11 protein-coding genes and 1 pseudogene are annotated in these 18,247 nt (G+C 41.6%); 3 read left to right on the top strand and 9 right to left on the bottom strand.

The window, feature by feature from the left end; all coding sequences use genetic code 11:
- Window positions 1-7 precede the first annotated feature (7 nt).
- Entirely contained in the window at window positions 8-2,638 is a 2,631-nt protein-coding gene (locus tag ACFE93_RS09090) for a DNA polymerase III subunit alpha (protein WP_375472995.1), read from the bottom strand.
- A gap of 193 nt (window positions 2,639-2,831) precedes the next feature.
- On the opposite strand from ACFE93_RS09090, the gene ACFE93_RS09085 reads away from it, so the two are divergent.
- Window positions 2,832-4,124 (top strand): dicarboxylate/amino acid:cation symporter, encoded by a 1,293-nt coding sequence (locus ACFE93_RS09085; RefSeq protein WP_375472994.1) that lies wholly within the window; start codon window positions 2,832-2,834, stop codon window positions 4,122-4,124.
- Window positions 4,125-4,164: 40 nt separating this feature from the next.
- Here the strand turns inward: ACFE93_RS09085 and ACFE93_RS09080 are convergent, their stop codons facing one another.
- The 4 genes from ACFE93_RS09080 to ACFE93_RS09065 form a co-directional block, all read right to left on the bottom strand.
- Window positions 4,165-4,344, bottom strand: coding sequence for a hypothetical protein (locus ACFE93_RS09080; protein WP_334839362.1), 180 nt, complete (start codon window positions 4,342-4,344; stop codon window positions 4,165-4,167).
- Between the two features lie 387 nt (window positions 4,345-4,731).
- Entirely contained in the window at window positions 4,732-5,793 is a 1,062-nt protein-coding gene (locus ACFE93_RS09075; protein WP_375472993.1) for a TIGR03032 family protein, read from the bottom strand.
- Between the two features lie 499 nt (window positions 5,794-6,292).
- The gene (locus ACFE93_RS09070) at window positions 6,293-8,005 is read right to left on the bottom strand and encodes a diflavin flavoprotein (RefSeq protein WP_375472992.1); all 1,713 of its coding nucleotides are present in this window, start codon (window positions 8,003-8,005) and stop codon (window positions 6,293-6,295) included.
- Window positions 8,006-8,184: 179 nt separating this feature from the next.
- Window positions 8,185-9,903 (bottom strand): diflavin flavoprotein, encoded by a 1,719-nt coding sequence (locus ACFE93_RS09065; RefSeq protein WP_375472991.1) that lies wholly within the window; start codon window positions 9,901-9,903, stop codon window positions 8,185-8,187.
- Between the two features lie 1,112 nt (window positions 9,904-11,015).
- Between ACFE93_RS09065 and ACFE93_RS09060 the strand changes: the two genes are divergently transcribed.
- Together ACFE93_RS09060 and ACFE93_RS09055 are read left to right on the top strand one after the other, a co-directional pair.
- A complete protein-coding gene (locus ACFE93_RS09060; RefSeq protein ID WP_375472990.1) occupies window positions 11,016-11,471 on the top strand; it encodes a helix-turn-helix domain-containing protein in 456 nt (151 codons plus the stop codon).
- A gap of 309 nt (window positions 11,472-11,780) precedes the next feature.
- Window positions 11,781-11,879, top strand: a pseudogene (locus ACFE93_RS09055) (IS1 family transposase); the annotation flags it as partial.
- Between the two features lie 287 nt (window positions 11,880-12,166).
- Here the strand turns inward: ACFE93_RS09055 and ACFE93_RS09050 are convergent.
- From ACFE93_RS09050 to thiO, 4 genes are all read right to left on the bottom strand, one after another.
- The gene (locus ACFE93_RS09050) at window positions 12,167-12,883 is read right to left on the bottom strand and encodes a choice-of-anchor K domain-containing protein (RefSeq protein WP_375472989.1); all 717 of its coding nucleotides are present in this window, start codon (window positions 12,881-12,883) and stop codon (window positions 12,167-12,169) included.
- A gap of 440 nt (window positions 12,884-13,323) precedes the next feature.
- Entirely contained in the window at window positions 13,324-15,537 is a 2,214-nt protein-coding gene (locus tag ACFE93_RS09045; protein ID WP_375472988.1) for a tetratricopeptide repeat protein, read from the bottom strand.
- 266 nt (window positions 15,538-15,803) lie between these two features.
- Window positions 15,804-15,983 carry a photosystem II assembly protein Psb34 gene (gene psb34, locus ACFE93_RS09040; protein ID WP_292858262.1) on the bottom strand — a complete coding sequence of 60 codons (180 nt, stop codon included), beginning with the start codon at window positions 15,981-15,983 and terminating at the stop codon, window positions 15,804-15,806.
- A gap of 163 nt (window positions 15,984-16,146) precedes the next feature.
- The gene (thiO, locus tag ACFE93_RS09035; RefSeq protein ID WP_375472987.1) at window positions 16,147-18,168 is read right to left on the bottom strand and encodes a glycine oxidase ThiO; all 2,022 of its coding nucleotides are present in this window, start codon (window positions 18,166-18,168) and stop codon (window positions 16,147-16,149) included.
- Window positions 18,169-18,247 lie beyond the last annotated feature (79 nt).

Below are 18,247 nucleotides of genomic sequence, written 5' to 3'. Positions count from 1 at the left end.
CGTCCTCTCAATTCGGTAAACTCTCAATCCGCATTAAATCCAATTCGCGTTCAAATATTTCATCAATTGGCAACATTTGACCATCAACAGTCATAAATTTATGGTCTTTTGTCGCCCGAATAACTGAACCATCTTCTAAGCAATATTCAAACACCTCTTGTTCCCCGCGATCGTGCCACTGTGCCACAGGTTGCGTGTAAATATTTCCATTATCATCAACGCTGTACACATTACATTCAATGCCTTTTTCTACAATTTCTCCAATCGGCATTAATCCATATTCTACTGTCAATATTTCCGTGTCATAGCTTAAACAATATTCAGCAAACTTCAACATTTGCTCAAATAACTCATCCGCAACTTTTTTCTGAACGCCATTTTTCGCTGCGCCATCCACGAATTTTTCTCGCTGCTTTTGCATCTCAGAAACTTTCTTTTTACCCATCGCCCGACGCAGCAAATCAGCTTGTCCTAAAGAATATCCCGCCATATCTTGAGCAATTTTCATGATTTGCTCTTGATAAACCATAATTCCATAAGTTTCGTCTAATATTGGTTCCAGAACTTGGTGTTGATAATCAATCTTTTCTCGACCATGTTTGCGGTTAATAAATTTAGGAATCAGTCCCGCATCTAATGGCCCCGGTCGATAAAGTGCCAAAATTGAAGAAATATCTTCTATATTAGAAGGCTTCAAATCTCGCACTATCTGACGCATCCCAGAGGATTCTAATTGAAATATCCCTTCTAACTCACCTGCTTCTAATAATTCATAAGTTTTTTGCACATCTTTTGGCAAAGTGCTATGTTCACCTTTCGCTAATATTCTCTGGGCTTTTCTTTCATCGCGAGGAATTTCATCAGGATCAACCCGATATCCTCTCGTTTCTTGAATTAAATCAACAGTCTTTTGAATCAGCGTCAGGTTTCGCAAACCCAGAAAATCCATTTTCAACAAACCCATTGATTCCAGGTCTTCCATGAAATATTGGGTAATCACAGAACCATCATTATTCTTCTGTAACGGCACAATTTCATCAAGTGGATCAGCGGAAATTACCACACCTGCTGCATGAACACCAAAAGTTTTGTTAGTTCCTTCAATTCGCATCGCCATATCAAGCCAATGGCGAACATGGGGTTCTTTATCATATTTCTCTTTAAACTCTGGTTCTGGAGTTTGATCGGAAATCATCACCTTGAGTTTAGTTGGTTTTCCCCGCACCACAGGAATTAATTTCGCCATTTTGTCAGCTTCACCGTAGGGAATATTTAATACCCTGGCGACATCTTTCAAAACTGCTTTAGAAGTTAGACGGTTAAAAGTAATAATTTGGGCAACTCTATCTGCACCATATTTCTCAGTTACATAATCAATCACTTTATCCCGTTGTTCAATACAGAAATCCGTATCAATATCAGGCATGGATTTCCGTTCTGGGTTCAAGAAACGCTCGAATAGTAACCCATGATGTACGGGGTCAATATTAGTAATTCGCATTGCATAAGCAACTAATGAACCAGCCGCAGAACCACGACCTGGCCCCACAGGAATATTATTGTCTCTAGCAAATTTGATATAGTCCCAAACAACTAAAAAGTATTTGGAAAAACCCATCTGCTGAATCATTTTCAGTTCGTATTCCAATCTTTCTTTATAGACGGAATCAACTTCTTGGCGAGATTTGCGATTTAACCGTTCTAAAAGTCCGTTCCATGCAACATCTTCAGCATAAGTGTCAGCAGTATGACCGGAGGGAATGGGAGGTGTAGGAATCTGAGGCTCACCCATAATATGGTAAGGCTCAACTTTATCGGCGACTTCTTCAGTAGTGGCTACAGCTTCTGCAATTACATCATCCGGTAAATGGTCGCGAAATAGCTGCTGCATCTCCTCGCCAGATTTGAGATACTCTGTGCCGCTATAACGCATCCGCTTATCTTCAATAATTAACTTACCAGTTTGAATGCACAGCAAAGCATCGTGAGCTTCAACGTCAAAACAAGAAATAAAATGCGAATCATTGGTAGCAACAATTTTAATCCCTAGTTCCCGCGCAATTTTGACAATTTCAACATTCACAATCCGGTCTTCTTGGGAACCGTGATCTTGAATTTCTAAATAATAATCATCACCAAATACATCTTTATACCACTGAGCAACCTTTCGGGCTGCATCTGGTCTATTACTGAGAATTGCTTGGGGAATTTCTCCACCCAAACAAGCACTGGTAACAATCAAGCCTTCATGATATTCTTTTAATAAATCTTTATTAATACAAGGACGAGAAAAAATTCCTTTGCCTTGAACACCTTGAAGGTGAGAAATCGTGGTTAATTTGACTAAGTTTTTGTAACCTTTGGTATTTTTAGCTAAAACAACTTGATGATATTTAGGGCGGCGTTCTTGTTTCTCGATATCGCCGTTAATTACATACATTTCATTGCCGATAATCGGCTTAATATTTTGACTACGGCAGATTTTAATCAGTTCAACGGCTCCATACATGACACCATGATCGGTAAGAGCGATCGCTTTCATTCCCAGTGCGATCGCTCGATCCACCAACTCTGGTAGCTGACTTGCCCCATCAAGCAAACTATAGTCACTGTGAATATGTAGAGGAACAAAGGACATAAGCATCTCCAACTACAAGCCAAGATATCTCTAGGGGCCTACCTTGTGGTATACCCTTTCGAGCCAGATTTTGTAAAGCAACGGAATCTTAGATTAACAGTTTTTAACCAAAATTAAAGTTGTTCTTTTTCGTGAATTATCACTATGATTAGTGTTGTTTTAATAGTTACAACAGTTAACCAGTATCTAGCCAATGAGTCAAACAGAGAGAACAACTTCGCCTGAAACCAAAGCTAGCCCTTGGTGGCAGCGTATCCCTCTCACGTTGCAAATTCTCATCGCCTTAGTAGTGGCAGTCAGCGTCGGAATTGCCCTTGGTGCGGGGAATCCTAATCCCAGCAACGCCGCCTTAATCAACAATTTAGCAATTCCGGCAGAATTGGTGCTAAAGGCTCTCCGCGCCTTGGCTACACCCCTGATTCTGGTAGCGGTGCTACATACTTTGATGACTACCAATATCCCTGGTACCGCCGGACGGCGGTTAGCAGTATTACTTTTAACCAACACTACCGTAGCTATTTTGGTGGGACTTTTGGTAGCGAATGTACTGCGTCCAGGGACTTGGGGCAATGTAAGCACCTCAACAAGTACGGCAATAACTCCTCAGAGTCTCGATCCTTGGGGAATACTCAAAGATGCTGTACCAGAAGCCGTCCTCAAGCCATTGGTTGATAATAATGTCATTCAACTGATTGTGATTGCCCTGAGTTTTGGCATCGTCCTGCGGGGATTAAAATCTGAACAAATCGCCCAAGGCAAGAATGGATTCCAGCCGATAGAGGATGTCATCGGAATTTTATTTGAAGCGGTAGTCCGCATCCTCAATTGGGTAATTGCCTTAGTGCCGTTCGCAGTCTTTGGGATTGTAGCTAAAACTATTGCGATGCAGGGCTTTGCACCGTTTAAATCTTTGGGTGCATTTATCGTCGCCGTATTGTTAGCACTGGTATTGCAAGCGTGCTACTACCTCACCAGAGTAAAATTTGGTTCTTGGGTACACCCGCTAAAATTCCTAGCTGGTGGTTCTGATGCCTTTTTGACAGCTTTCTCAACTTCTTCCTCGGCGGCGGCAATGCCCATAACTTTTGAGGTCTTGCAAACAAAAGTCGGTTTAAGGGAATCTTCTGCTGCCTTGGGGGCATTAGTCGGGGCAAATTTCAATAATGATGGCACTGCCCTCTACGAAGCAATGTCTGCATTGTATATTTCCCAACTGATTGGGCAACATCTGAGTCTAGGACAGCAGTTAATTGTCATCCTTACCTCGATTTTTGCATCTGTAGGTGCGGCAAATATTCCCAATGCGGGACTGGTAACGATGACATTGGTGTTCACTTCTGTTGGCTTACCTACCCAGTACATTGCTTTGCTAGTTACTGTAGACTGGTTTTTGGATCGCTGCCGCACCGCGATTAATGTTATGGGAGATATGACTGTCAGTGCTTTACTTGACGGCAAAAAGCCACGTTCTATAAACGAGGCTTAATTTGCCAGCTTTGAGTTGAATTCAGCAACTTTTCAGATATCTAATGCTGTTGAGGCCCCTTGGCGTCACATTCTTTAGTCCAGCAACGTTCTAAAAGTTGCAGACGCCAGATCAATACAAAGCGTTGGGGATTCAATACTAATTTAGTGTCACGACTAAATAAGGGTTGGTTCAGATACTGCCAAATAGGAAATTTAATTTTGGTGTGTTTTGGAGTCATAAGAACAACAAAAATAATATAAAAGTTTTGTCTAATAATTGCCTGATACTGTTTTTCTAGTTAAAGGCTACCCTGCGTTTTTGTACTTGTCCTGGTGGCAATTGCGTAATTTCGGCAAGTGAATTTATGTTGTTTCCGCTTTAATACTGAAATTGCACACACCATTTTTCTGATTCCATATCCCGTGAAAAGTCATACCTCCCATTTCCCGAAATTTATGCTACAGATACGTTGAGAAAGGCGTACACAATCAAACTTGTAATTTCTGTTACTAACTTGTGAATTTAGAGTTACTTTCACGAAGACGAAAAGACTGGTTCTATAGTAATAACTGTTGTTAAATTAGATGCTATTGATGTTGATTCCTCTTAAATTTTGAATTGCTGCTCATCCCACCGTTACTACCCGCCGAATTTCGTCGCTACGAAACCCAATCGCCATTGGACGACGTACACCCAAAAGTGCTACCACGTCGTACAATTCCAGTACCACCCCTTCTATTCGTAGGGAATGGACAATATCGCCGCTTCTCAGGTCAATCACTAGTAACCCACAGCGAGGCTCAACGTTTTTCTGATGCAATTTCTCGTCCAAAGCCAAGCCGCTGAATGTCTTGTTATGCCTGGGTTGGGAAATTCCTACTACTGCAAAGTTGCCATAAAATGCACAACCGCGCAGATATCCCGGACAGAAGGCGACTGGTTCAAACACTCCCCGCTTTAAGTCAGCAAAGCCAAACTCTCCTGTGCCTGAGTTAAGCAGCCACAGTTTTTCCTGATGCCAGCGGGGAGAGTGGGGCATAGAAAGCCCCTGCAAGACGATTTCATTGCTTTCTACATCAAGGACACAGCCCCCACTGAATCGATGCTCTCGCCAGCCTTCGGCTACGTCCGATTGGCTGACAGCAGTAACGTATTTGGGTTTTTCTTGCTGCATTGCTAACCCATTCAAGTGACATCTATCCTCTGCCGCTAGTTTGCTGATAAAATTTGGTTGCCATAGAGGAACGAAACTGTGGGTTTCGCTGACTGTTGCCAAACAACTAAATAAAGTATTGACAAATAATAGCTTTTGTGAGTTTAAATCTTTCTCTTCTGCTTTACTCAAAGCGATATCGTGAATATCCAAATCTCCTGTTACATAACTCATCTGGGGCAAATAAAGAGCATCGTAGCCTTGGTGGTTTTGTCCGGGTTGGATAATGTTTTCAAATCGCCACAGTTGGTACAGGGAACTCATATAGAGGCTGTTGCCATTGGCATACAACCCCATGCACCGCTCAAAGCTACGTTCAAATACAGACAATTTGCCGTTTGATTGCAAGCCGATGAAAAATAACTTCCCTGCTTGATAGGTAGTGAAGGACAAACTGAGGTTTTGCTCATACAGCCAAGCGGTAAACTGGCGAGAAGCGTTGATTTCTAAAGATGGTTTGTCAATAAAATTCACTTGGCTTTGACTCCTTAATAACTCTGATGTTCAATCGGTGAGAATCTCGCCGCAGGGCAGAAACAACTTTCAGTCAATGTCTCTATTGTCCATATATCTGGGCAATGCACGAGCAACAGCCACTCTATCAGCCAATACGGTTCAGTTAAGGTTAAAATCTTGGTCAAAGTCAATTTGAATTTAACGTAGACGCAAAGTGGCAAGCCTTAGGCGACCAGAGAGGCGCAGAGAACACCGAGAGAAGAAAGAAATTACGGTAACACGATCGCAGATTTAGAAATTCAAGTGAATGGATTGGCAACGATCGTCGCGACTAATTTCATCCTTGAAGTTTGGGACATATTGGAATGACCCTTTAAATTGCTTAAGTTTTGTCGATTAAGCATAAAAAAACTGGGATGGCAAGATGCCCATCCCAGAAAAAAAGAGAATTTTTGTTATAAAATGCCTTGGCTATATTCGAGCTAAGGCGGTTTCGTTAGGTTAAATTTCTCATTATTTAATAATGAGTGCCCGTTTTCCGATGGTTGATGGCAGTAACAGCATCAGGCTTGAGTAATTTCCCTTCGTCCACAGTTGCATACACAACCCAATGATCGCCACATTCCAGACGTTGGTTGACTGAGCATTCCAAATATGCTAGAGCGTCGGTAAAGACGGTACAGCCGTTATCTGCAACTGCTGTACTAAAGTTGGCAAATCGATCTTCCCCAGGTGCGAAAGATTTACGGAAATGCTTCATGTAGTCTTGATGATTGCCTTCAGGTAGAATATTTAAGGCAAACTTACCGCCTGGATACATCAAAGATTCGATCGCTCTGTCTTTAGCGATCGCCACACTTATTCCGGGTGGGTTAAAAGTGGCTTGAGAAACCCAAGCGCCTAACATTGCGGTAGATACTTCTCCAAGTTTCGCTGTCACCACGCATACGGAACCAACGATCCGACCAACAGCCTGTTCTACTGGAGTAGCGGCTTGTTGTGGTACGCGTACCTTTTTAGCCTTTTTCAGTGCTTGGGCAAAATCTGTACCAAGTTCTTCACAGAACTTGAGAGTGACATCATCAGGTTTAAACTTGACCTTCAGGGTGTCAAAACCAAAGCGATATCCAGCATCCCGAAGTTTACCTTCGATTAAGTCAAATGCTTCGCCACTCCAGCCGTATGAACCAAAGACCCCAGCAAGTTTGCTGTTGTCACCACTCGATAGCACAATCCCTAAAGCAGTATGAATGGGAGTTGGTGCATGACCACCAATGGTAGGAGAACCAATGATAAAACCCTCTGACTGTGCGAGGTTGATGCGAATTTCATCAGGGGTAGCAAATTCGCAGTTAATCGATTTGACTGCAACTCCACCTTTAGTTAGTCCCAGAGCGATCGCTTGTGCTAAAGTCGCTGTATTTCCGTAAGCTGAAGCATAAAGTAAGGCAACGGAAATCTCGCGATCGTTTTGAGAACGGCTCCACTCTGCATAAGCTTTGGTAAGTTCAATTAAGCCGGTGCGTACTAAAGGCCCATGACCCACAGCATACATTCTTACCTGCAAATCTGATATTTTCTCCAAAGCTGCTTGCACATGAGGAGTTTGGGGAGCCATCAGGCAGTTAAAGTAGTAACGCTGGTCTTCTTTAAGCGCTTCCCAGTTATCATCAAACACTTCATCACCACAGAGATGAGTTGCAAATAACTTATCTGTGTAGAGAATTTGGGTTTGCTGATCGTAGGTACAAAGTCCTTCCGGCCAACGCGGACTAGGAGTGGGCAAGAATTTCAAAACATGACCCTTACCTAAATCCAGAGTTTCTTTCCCGCGCATCACCAAAACATTTAAATCTTGCTCTAAGAAAGCAGCACGCAAATTGTTTGCACCGGGAAGAGAACAGACAAAAGTTACCTGTGGTGCCAGTTCTAAAATTGCTTTGAGGGTTGCAACTCGATTGGGACTAAAATGACCCAGGATGATATAATCTAAACTTTGTAAATCTAAAGTCTGCCGCAATGCCTCTAAATAAATTTCGGTAAAGCTTTCTGGCGGTGGATCAATAAGTGCGGTTTTATCAGCTTCAATTAAATAGCAATTGGAGGTGGTACCTCTTTCAAGTGCGTATTCAATTTCAAACCGCAGACGTGACCAACTACGTGCTCTGATAGCTTTAGTATTTGTAGCAATTGGTAGAACTTGTACGTCGCGTGGCTTGGAATTGGTCATAGCTGTTAAAAGTTGGGGAATTGGGCATTGGGCACTTGTACTGAGCGTTCGCGTAGCGTCTCGTAGAGAAGCCGAAGTATTGGGAATGGGGAATGGGCAAAGACTTGTACAAGTTCTCCTCTGCTCATAAGCTCCCCCGCATCTTTATTCCCTACTCCCTACTCCTTATTCCTTCTTTCTTAGTAGTAATTACCTACTTTGCGATGGCGAACGGCTGTCAATCCATCGTTTTTGGAGACACGACCTTCTTGGACGGTGCAGTATAAAATCCAGTGGTCGCTGCATTCCATGCTGGTCTGTATTTCACATTCGATGTATGCTAGAGCATCAGTTAGAATCGGCGAACCGTTTTTCGCGGTTTGAGTTTTCACTCCTGCAAAGCGGTCAGCACCAGGATGCAAGCGCTTGAGGAAATGTTTTTTGAGTTCTTGATAATTGCCTTCTTCCAAAACGTTGAGGACGAAGCGATCGCCTATTTGCATTAAGGAATCAATGGCGCGGTCTTTAGCAACGGCAATTGTTAATCCTAATGGTTGCAAACTCGCTTGCGTTACCCAGGATGCGAGCATGGCACTTGAGGCATTATCTTTTTTAGCGGTGACTATATATAGTCCACTACTAATCCGACCCAGCGCCTTTTCCATGTCAACATCGAGGGACTTGATTTGCTTGATGTTGCGATCGCGCACCAGCAATTGTCCCAAGTCTTTACCCGCTTCTTCACACAACTGGAATGTTGATGCAGTGGGAGCCTCTCTAATCCGAATAGCTGGAAAAGCTTCTTTGATGCCAGAGTCGAGAAATTTTCTGCGGAGTGTATCAATGGGTTCATCATCCCCACCGTAACATTCAAACAGCCCAACCACTTGCTTGTTTTTGGCAACAGCTAGCAATGAACTGATACTAGCTTGGGCGGCGGCGGCGGTAGTCGGGGGCATACCAATAACGATGCTAACTGCTCTACCGGCTAGTTCTTGGATTTCTTGGCTCTGGGCAGTACTTAGATCCAGGACTTCTACCCCAACCCCAGTTTTCTGTATACCTTCAGCAATTGCGTGACCAAGCCGCTCACTATACCCGTAATCTGAGACAAAAAACATGCCAACAGTGGTTTCTGCTTTAGCTTGTTTTTGGCTCCAATTTTCGTAGCAGCCGGTTAGAACATCTAAATGATGGTGTAATAATGGCCCGTGACCGTTGGCGATAATATTAATCTTCCCTAGTTCGCTCATCCGCTTCATGGCATTCACCAAAGAACGAGCGTTAGGGCCCATCAAGCAGTCGTAGTAAAATCTAAAGTCAGCTTCGATCGCTTCTAAATCTTCGTCGAAGGTGCGATCGTCACAAAAGTGCATCCCAAAAGCATCACAGGTATAAAGAGTTTGGGTTTTGCGGTCAAAGCTAAAGATTGTATCCGGCCAGTGCAGGTTAGGCGCACTCACGAATTCGATTTCGTGTCCTTTGCCGATATCTATACGATCGCCAGTTTTCACAATCCGCTTGGAAAAAGGATCGTGTACTAAGCCTTCCAAAAACTGAAGTGCAACTTTTGAGGCTAAGACAGTGGCTCTAGGAGCTAACTGGAGGACATCTTCTACTAAACCGCTATGATCTGGCTCTGTGTGACTAACAATTATGTAATCAATTGTTTTGGGGTTAACAAGACCTTTGAGAGTCTCTAAATACAGATCGCGAAACTTCTGGTGAGAAGTATCAATCAAAACTGTTTGTTCGCCCCTAATTAGATATGAATTATAGGTTGTACCGTTTTGCAGTCCGAATTCGATATCAAAGCGATCGCGATCCCAATCAAGAGAGCGAATCGCCGTTGTGTTAGGGGCAATTTCTACAGTTTGTATAGTTAGCCGATGTTGAACGTTCTCTGCGATCGCTACCATTATTTGTCTCCGAGCGCAAATTAACAGGTTTTTCTTCTGCCCCCATTGTCTCTATTATTTTTATTTGAAGTTGTAATGAATATCAGTTTTTTAAAAATTTAGCTTGTATCAATTATTGCTGTTTTTTAGCAAAAAATATGACTCCAAAAATATACTAAATATTAATTTATCCCTAAAATTTACTGAGTACTTATTTTTGCTATTTATCTGGCTCTATCTTAATTCAAAAATATCATAGCAATTATATTTTTAACTAGAAAAGCATAATTTAAACAATATTAGATTGCTGGTCGATCTACCAAGTCTAAATTACTTTTAATATTTAATATTGTCATAAAATATATTTATCAAGTATAAAAATTTATTTTTTTCGGGTACTCCCTTAATTAGGAAAGGTAGGAAAGGTAGGAAAGGTAGGAAAGGTAGGAAAGGTATGAAAGGTAGGAAAGGTAGGAAAGGTAGGACAAAGCTTATCAAGCTTCTAACAAGCATCAAATAAGCTGTTAAAATTAGTTTATTCAATGAGTATTGAATATGTTGTTGTCTTAATCAAAAATATGGTGGCATAAAATATAAACTTTATGTAAAGTCAATGAAACAGATATTTTTTGGAGATAATCAAGGCAATTTTCCACAGACTAGTTGAATAAAAAGGAACTAGGCTTGTATATCTTTTTGTGCTCATCAAAATAGAAACTAGCGTAAAAATAATTTTTAAAGTTTCGATAAACCTCCGTAAGCATAGGAATAATCTTAGTAATTTAATGATACAGTCCTTTATTATCGACTTTAGACATTAATCAAGACAACGCCAACAAATTTTTCTTGTCATAGCTATAAACTACAGCCTTAGGCTATTGAATAAATTTGCCTATATAGGTTAATGGTGTCATCTCAATGTGCCTAACTTTTTATAAAAATCTATTGTTGATGAAAAATTGCAAACTTTGATCGTGTTATCGAGCCAATACTTATCGCGTAGCAGCCTTATAGACGCCGGCATCCTTAATACTTGTAGTTCAGTTTTTTAGGATGTATGATTAAATACTTAAATAATTAAGTATACAGGCGTAAATAGATACAAAAATTGATTGTGTAAAAGGTTATTATTTATGGGATGCCGATTAAAAGTGTTTCTCACAGAAGAAGAAAAGCTGACTTTAGAAGAGTTGAGAAAAGCCAAAGATGTTCCTCAACGTACTAAGGATCGTGCTCAAGTTTTACTGCTGAATACTCGCGGCTTAAAAAATGAGCAAATTGCAAAAGGCTTGAACTGGGCGATTTCAACAGTGCGTCAAACCCTTCACCGCTGGGAAAAGATGGGTTTAGCAGGTTTATGGGATGCTCCTGGTCGAGGAGGAAAACCTCGATATTCAGAATCAGATTTGGTTTATCTCGAAAATTGTTTAGCTCAAGAGTCAGAGACTTATAACTCTAAACAATTAGCAAAAAAACTTGCATCTGAGCGTCAAGTAAACTTGAGTGCAGATCGACTACGACGGGTATTGAAAAAAAGGGGAAGGAGGTTTGGAAGCGCACACAAACCCAGAAACAGCATAATTAGCTGATTAAATCATCTTGGACTCGAATCACTTGTTTCGTTTGGGCAGCGATCGCTAGATTTGGCATTGCATAATTAAGGGATGAACTGTCGAGATTGTGCATCTAACCTTAGCCGTAAGAACGGGCATTGTCGTGGTAAACAAAACTACATCTGTACCGATTGCGACGTGCGTTTTGCCCTGCTCCGCTAACGCCAATTTCTAGAATCATATTTAAAACACGGATACAACGACGAAATTAAACAACAATGTCTAACCATGTACGTGAATGGCATTGGTTTGAGCGCCATTGAGCGGCTGACACTCGTGATCTGAGAAAATACCAGATTCAGACATTATCTAGCACGCCTTCATCGAAAAACTCCTTGCTATTCTAAATCAGAAGAAATGCTTAAGCTATCAATTCGATTGTGACTGCACTACATCCATTATGGATTTGTACCCTTAGTAGCTTAATTCATCCCGCAACGGGAGCAACGCCAAAATTTTTGATTTTTTTTGAATTGGTATAAGTTCAAAAATCAAATCGGATTACTATATTAGGACTCCTATTTAATTTTTGAACATGACTCAGTACCTATCTATCTTTTTCTCTGTTTCCTATTCCCTATTGCCTATTTCTATAAATTAGACATCTGATGAAAAATAATGTGGAGACGTAGTAGTGCTACGTTTCTACAAGGGTTCTGAATAAGTCATATTTATAGGCTCTTAGTATTTTTTTTCCAAAAATTTTTACGAGATATCAGGTATATCCCTAACAAGGATAAACCCGCCAGTGCCGCGGGTTCGGGTATAGTTTTGATTTTTGCATAAATAGCTGTTGTAGTTGTAGCTTCTTCAAGAGCCTTAATACTTATCTGGCGACCGTCTAGCTTAAAACCGGTTAACTCAAGGGTATATTTATTACTTCCAAAGGTGAAACTGCGATTACTCAAATCTGTATCTAAAAATACTAAGTCTGCACTCTTTTCAGGATCTTTTGGGTCGTTAAGTGTATTTACTAAACGCAAGTTGAAGTCAAAAACTTGGCTGGTTCCCACAGGTGGGCTGAAAGATACATTGAGATTTAAAGGTACAAATCCAATGCCTGTATCAGTGCGTATCTTTCCATTAAAGTAAGTTAAATCACCTATTTTGAATACAGAGTTAATGTCCGTAGAAAATGAAGTTCCATAAGAGGTTAGTTTATTTGGAAATCCTGACAACGAATTAGGTTGACCCCAAGTAAATGTGTTGCTTCCCACACCTGTATATATGGGATTAGTATCGGTGCTTCCTGGAGTAGGATTTCCCCATGTAGCACTAGAAATGCCAGAAAAAGTTAGAGCTTGTGCTTGACCAGAGAAAGCAAATCCTGTGGTCGAACTCACAAAAAAACTAGATATAGCAATAGTCAAAACAAAACTTAGTTTCATAATTTTAGGTCTTAATTATCATTCTGAAGCTTCTTTCAAGTAGGTCTTCAGTCTACCTTAGTAAATTTACGCAAAATACGCCAATATCTTATTGTTTTTTGTATAAAAAATTTATGTGTATTTCAGAATAATTTAATGAATAATTTATATTTATGAAGTTAAATTTATGAATTGTGAAAATATTTCATTACTTTGTAATGAGTAAAACAGTAAACCTTTTGCAAAAAGTTCCCTAACAAGTCATCCCCAACAAGAGTGGAGACTTTGACGTAAGTCAAAGGCAAAGTGGGGTTCTTTTTTGATTTATGCAAAAAGTCTAGTAATTGCGTAGGCGTAGCCCGTCGTAAACATCGTTACCTTACTTTACTTGACAATTCTTAACAAGCTGATATCAAGTTACAGTTTTTTGGCATTCCCCACACTATGCAGAGGAATAGGATTTATAATTTTGACAAAATCTCTGGCAACAACTGGCTAGGAACTTTAGATAAAGCCAGATTTTGCCCCTGTATGCCTAATTCATTATGAAAAGTACGAATAGTTTTTACCACGTAAGCGAAGGTTGTTTGATAAGCCTCTGGTTGTTTAATTAATCCGTTTAAGGCTTGCAAATGGTTATCTAATGCTATTTCTAAGTGTTGAGAGCGTGTCGCTTTGTCGCCATTAAAAGACTTATCTATTACTAGCTGATAATGTGCTAGTCCCAGGTTATTGTGAGAGGCAAGCAAATCAAAACTTAAAGAAGTACCGCTAAGTGAGTGAGCCAAAGCTATAGCTTCTTCATAAGCGCTGATACATAGTTGCAGATACTTTTGCCGTGCCTCTTGAGTAGTTTCAGATAGGTTTGCTAGATGCCAGTAGGCAGTACCCAGATTATTTTGTGTAGCGGCGCAGGCACTGGGAACATTAGCTGGAGTGCGATACTTAAGAGCTTCGCTATAAACATCTATGGCTAACTGGAGATTTTGGGCAGGTTGTTCGTATTGTGCCAGATTCCAACACGCAGTACCGATATTATTTTGAATCATGCCATACTTCAGCGGTTCCTCTTCAGGGTTGTAGTGTGCAAGCGCCTCATTGTAAGCTGCGATCGCTTTCTTTAAATGCACAATCGGTTGATTGTATTGCCCTAAATGCCAATAAGCAGTACCCAAATTATTTTGGCAAGCCGCATACTTTAATGAATCCATATCGGCTGTACGGTGGCTGAGTGCTTCACTGTAAGCGAAAATTGCTTGCTGCCAATTTTCAGATGGGTGAGAGAAACGAGCTAAATCACCATAAGCTGTCCCCAAATTATTTTGTACGCGAGCGTAAGTTTCCGAATGTGTCTGGGACGAAATCATCTTTAACGCCAACTGATAAAATTCTATTGCCTGCTCTATATAAGTTTGCCCCTCTTCAGAATTGGGTGGTGTGCGGTATAGCATCCAGTAGAGTGTACCCAAATCATTCAAGATATCTGGGAGTTGCGGTGAGCTTTCGTCATAACTAATTGCCTCCTGATAGGCAATAATTGCCACCATCAGGTTTTCTAAAGTTGCCTCTCCTTGCTCAATGCGAAGACGGTATAAAGTACCCAAGCGATGATAAGCCTCTGCCAGTATCTCCTCTGAAACAAGATTTTCGTGTAATTCTTCAATCTCCAATAAAATCTGCTGTGGTTGTAAGGAATCCTCTGTATTTTGAGCAATACTTGTATTTATTGTTGCTATTACTAGCTCTGTTAACTCACTGCTAATATAAGATAAAGACGACAGCGATTGATTATTACTACCACTACCAGACCGATTTGTAGATTCCTGTTGTTGTGGCGTAGCCTTGAATAAATCCGTTGTTGATTGTGAAACTTCCTCAGTTTTGTGTAGGCGATTCCCTTGTATCTCTACTGGGAAATCAGAATTATTATCAAACTTTAACTCGGTGGCTGCGGTTTTGAGTTCTGCTTGGTTAACTGATTCATCTAGAATCGACTGCTCAATATTCCCTAAATCCAAGCTTCCAGAACGTGAAAAACGTTCTGGATAGGCCAAATTCTGAGTTGCTGGTGTGGGTTCTCCAGCAAACATAAATACGCCAGTACGACAACGCCAAAACTGTGGTGCTGATTGCTTGATAGCCGATAACCAAGGACGTGGTATCCACAACAGCAAATTAGATTCTAGGAATCGGCTGGATTCTTGTGTAGAAAAATATTGTTCGCTTAAGCGGAGATAGTGCAAAAATAAACGCTGTGTCGCAACTGGTTGCTTCGTAAGATGCTCCATGCCGACAATCTGAAATGCTGGTACTGGAAAAGGTCTACCAGGAGTATCTTTTGATGCCCCAATAATTGGCGGTGGATAATTAGTCAACCATTGATTAATCTGGATTATGGGATTGGGATCGTTTAAATTCAAACGCAACGTGACTAATCGCGGATAAGCTGGAGTGCTATTTTCCTGAGCATTTGATGATTGATATAGCACCTGTCCAACAGGATAAGCCAATGTAGAATGCAAACGGGCTGCTACCTGATTTCTCAAGTATAAATCATCACATATTGCTAAAAGAATTTGTCGTCGTAAGCCAAGACTTAAGGCAAGTTTCAGGCGGTGGTATACTTGCCGATTCCAAGTAGAATTATTGTTGTGTGCAGTATCATTCACGCTCATAGCGGCTAAAGAGCCAAAACATAGTAGATATCACCTTTCTGGGTGCATTCAAGTGGGCCAAACTCATAATAAAAATGATTTTTAATAAGTAGATGTTGTGCTGCTCAGAATATATTGAGCCTTCAATTATAGTAGGAACAATAAAGTATAATTATATACTTTCATTCCCAGTTCAATTTTAACAAAAAATAAAAAAGCAGGCCCCTCTTAAAATCGGAACCTGAAAAACTATAAAGAAGATGAAGTTTTCTTAAAATGTTTTACGATCAACTGCTCTTAGAAACAAAGAAGGCGACTAGAATCAAGCCGGCAACCAAAGCTGTAGCGGCAATTCCTAGTAGGATATAAGTTCGCTTTTGCCCTTCCGTGAGAGGTTCTGCTTGATAAACCTTTGGTTCCCGGGCAAAATTATTCAGAAGACCGCCTTCTTCATTGGTATAGGGCATGAATGAATTCCTTTATCTTTATCGTTAATTTAATGTTACATAAATGCTAAATCTGGTCTTAAACTGCTAGATAAATCGTTACATTGGGCATTGGGCATTGGGTTATTCCTCTTGTCTGACTTGTCTGTTTATTTTCCATGCCCTATGCCCTATTCCCTATTCTCTAACTAGTAATCGTCCCAGTTAGAGGTGAACTAGGACTGGCGTAATCTTTAATAGGCATTCTGCCAGCAAGGTATGCTAGACGACCGGCGACTGCTGCCAAGTTCATGGCACGAGCCATTGCTGCTGGGTTTGGAGAAAGAGCGATCGCACTATTAATCAATAAGGCATCTGCTCCCAATTCCATTGCCTGAGCGGCTTCTGAGGGTGAACCAATACCAGCATCTACCACCACTGGCACACCTGCATTTTCGATGATAATTTGGATATTGGCAGTTGTTTTCAGCCCTTGTCCAGAACCAATTGGCGATGCCAAAGGCATGACTGTAGCACAGCCTACCTCTTCTAAGCGCTTGGCTAACATGGGGTCAGCGTTGATGTAGGGTAATACTGCAAAGCCTTCTTTAACTAGTTGTTCTGCTGCTTGCAGCGTCCCAATCGGGTCTGGGAGTAAATACTTAAGGTCGGGTATTACTTCTAACTTAACAAAGTTATTATCTTCCTGCCCTAACAATTTCGCCATTTCTCGCCCTAAACGCGCTACCCGAATTGCCTCTTCAGCAGTTTGACAACCTGCGGTATTGGGTAACATCCAGATTTTCGTCCAATCCAAGGCTTCAGCTAAACCTTCATGTCCAGGAGCTTTGGTTTGTACCCGTCGTACTGCTACGGTGACAATCTGACAATCGCTGGCGGCGACGCTTTGCTGCATTTCCTCAATGCTGCGATACTTACCAGTTCCCGTCATCAAGCGGGATTGGAAGGTTTTGCCAGCGATAATCAATGGGGAATCGGTAGAGACGTGATTAATCGCGTCTGTGGAAAGTGGGGTGATATTATGCCCGTTAGAGAAATTGGCAGAGTGAGTCAGCATGGGGGTGGAGGTAGATGACTTGGATTGGAAGCGGGAATAGTGAAAATCAGCAAGTAGGGGGTCAGACTTTTGTTCTAAGATTAAATCGGCAATCAATGCGGCGGTTACGGGCGCAAGTAGAATTCCGTTGCGGTAATGACCCGTAGCAAAAGTTAAATTCTGACAGTGGCTAGTGCCCAGGATGGGCAATTCATCAGGGGTAGTTGGACGAAATCCCCACCAAAATTCCTGGATGGGATAATGCTTTAATTGGGGATACAACCGGATAGCAGCTTGTAGTAATTTTTGAATACCTTCTGGGGTGTTGTTGGGGACAAAGCCAACGTCTTCACTTGTTGCGCCAATAACCAGGCGATCGCGTCTTGGTACGATGTAAATATTCTGTCCGAACAAAACCCGCTTCAAGGGCAATTCCGGCGAAACTTCTGGTATCCGCACACTCAGCATTTGTCCTTTTCTGGGTAGCACAGGTAGGGGTAACAACTCGTTTGACCAAGCACCTGAAGCTAAAATATAGTGAGCGGCGCGAATTATTCCCGCATTGGTTTGCACGCCAACTACTTGTCCTTGCTGCTGTAAAAATGCTTCTACTATAATACCGTCTTTAAGTTCAACACCAACAGACTCAGCTACCGTTCGCAATACGTGAGCTAGAGCTTTATTATCAACTTGTGCGTCTTCAGGATACCACCAGCCACCAACTACCTCTGCTCCCAATCCTGGCTGATATTGATGAATTGCCTCTTTGTTTAACCAGTAAGCCGGGGATGAGGAAGATGAGGAGGAAAGACTTTCCCCTCTGCTCCTCTGCTCCTCTGCTCCCCCTGCTCCTCTGCCCCCCTGCCCCCCTGCCTCTTCAAAGAGGGGTGCGAGGATACCACAAGCACGGTAGCCAGTATTTAAGCCGGTCAGTTCTTCTAATTTGCGCGTCCAATCAGGATATAAGGCACGCGATCGCCAGCACAAGGAACGCATTGCCTCATTAGCGATATTTTCCGCATCTGGTGCCAACATCCCGGCGGCGGCATGGGTAGCGGCAGCCTGAAAGTCACGACAAAGCACGGTGACGTTTGTCCCGCGCAATTTTAGTTCAATGGCGATCGCTAAACCAATAACGCCGCCACCAATAATCACAGTCTCACTAATCATTAGTCATTAGTCATTAGTCATCTGTCATTAGCCATTTATCATTAGTACATAACTAATAACTCATAACTCATAACTCATA

Source organism: uncultured Nostoc sp. (genome assembly GCF_964247315.1).
Taxonomy (GTDB): Bacteria; Cyanobacteriota; Cyanobacteriia; order Cyanobacteriales; family Nostocaceae; genus Nostoc.
This window is presented reverse-complemented; position numbering and strand designations above follow the sequence as displayed.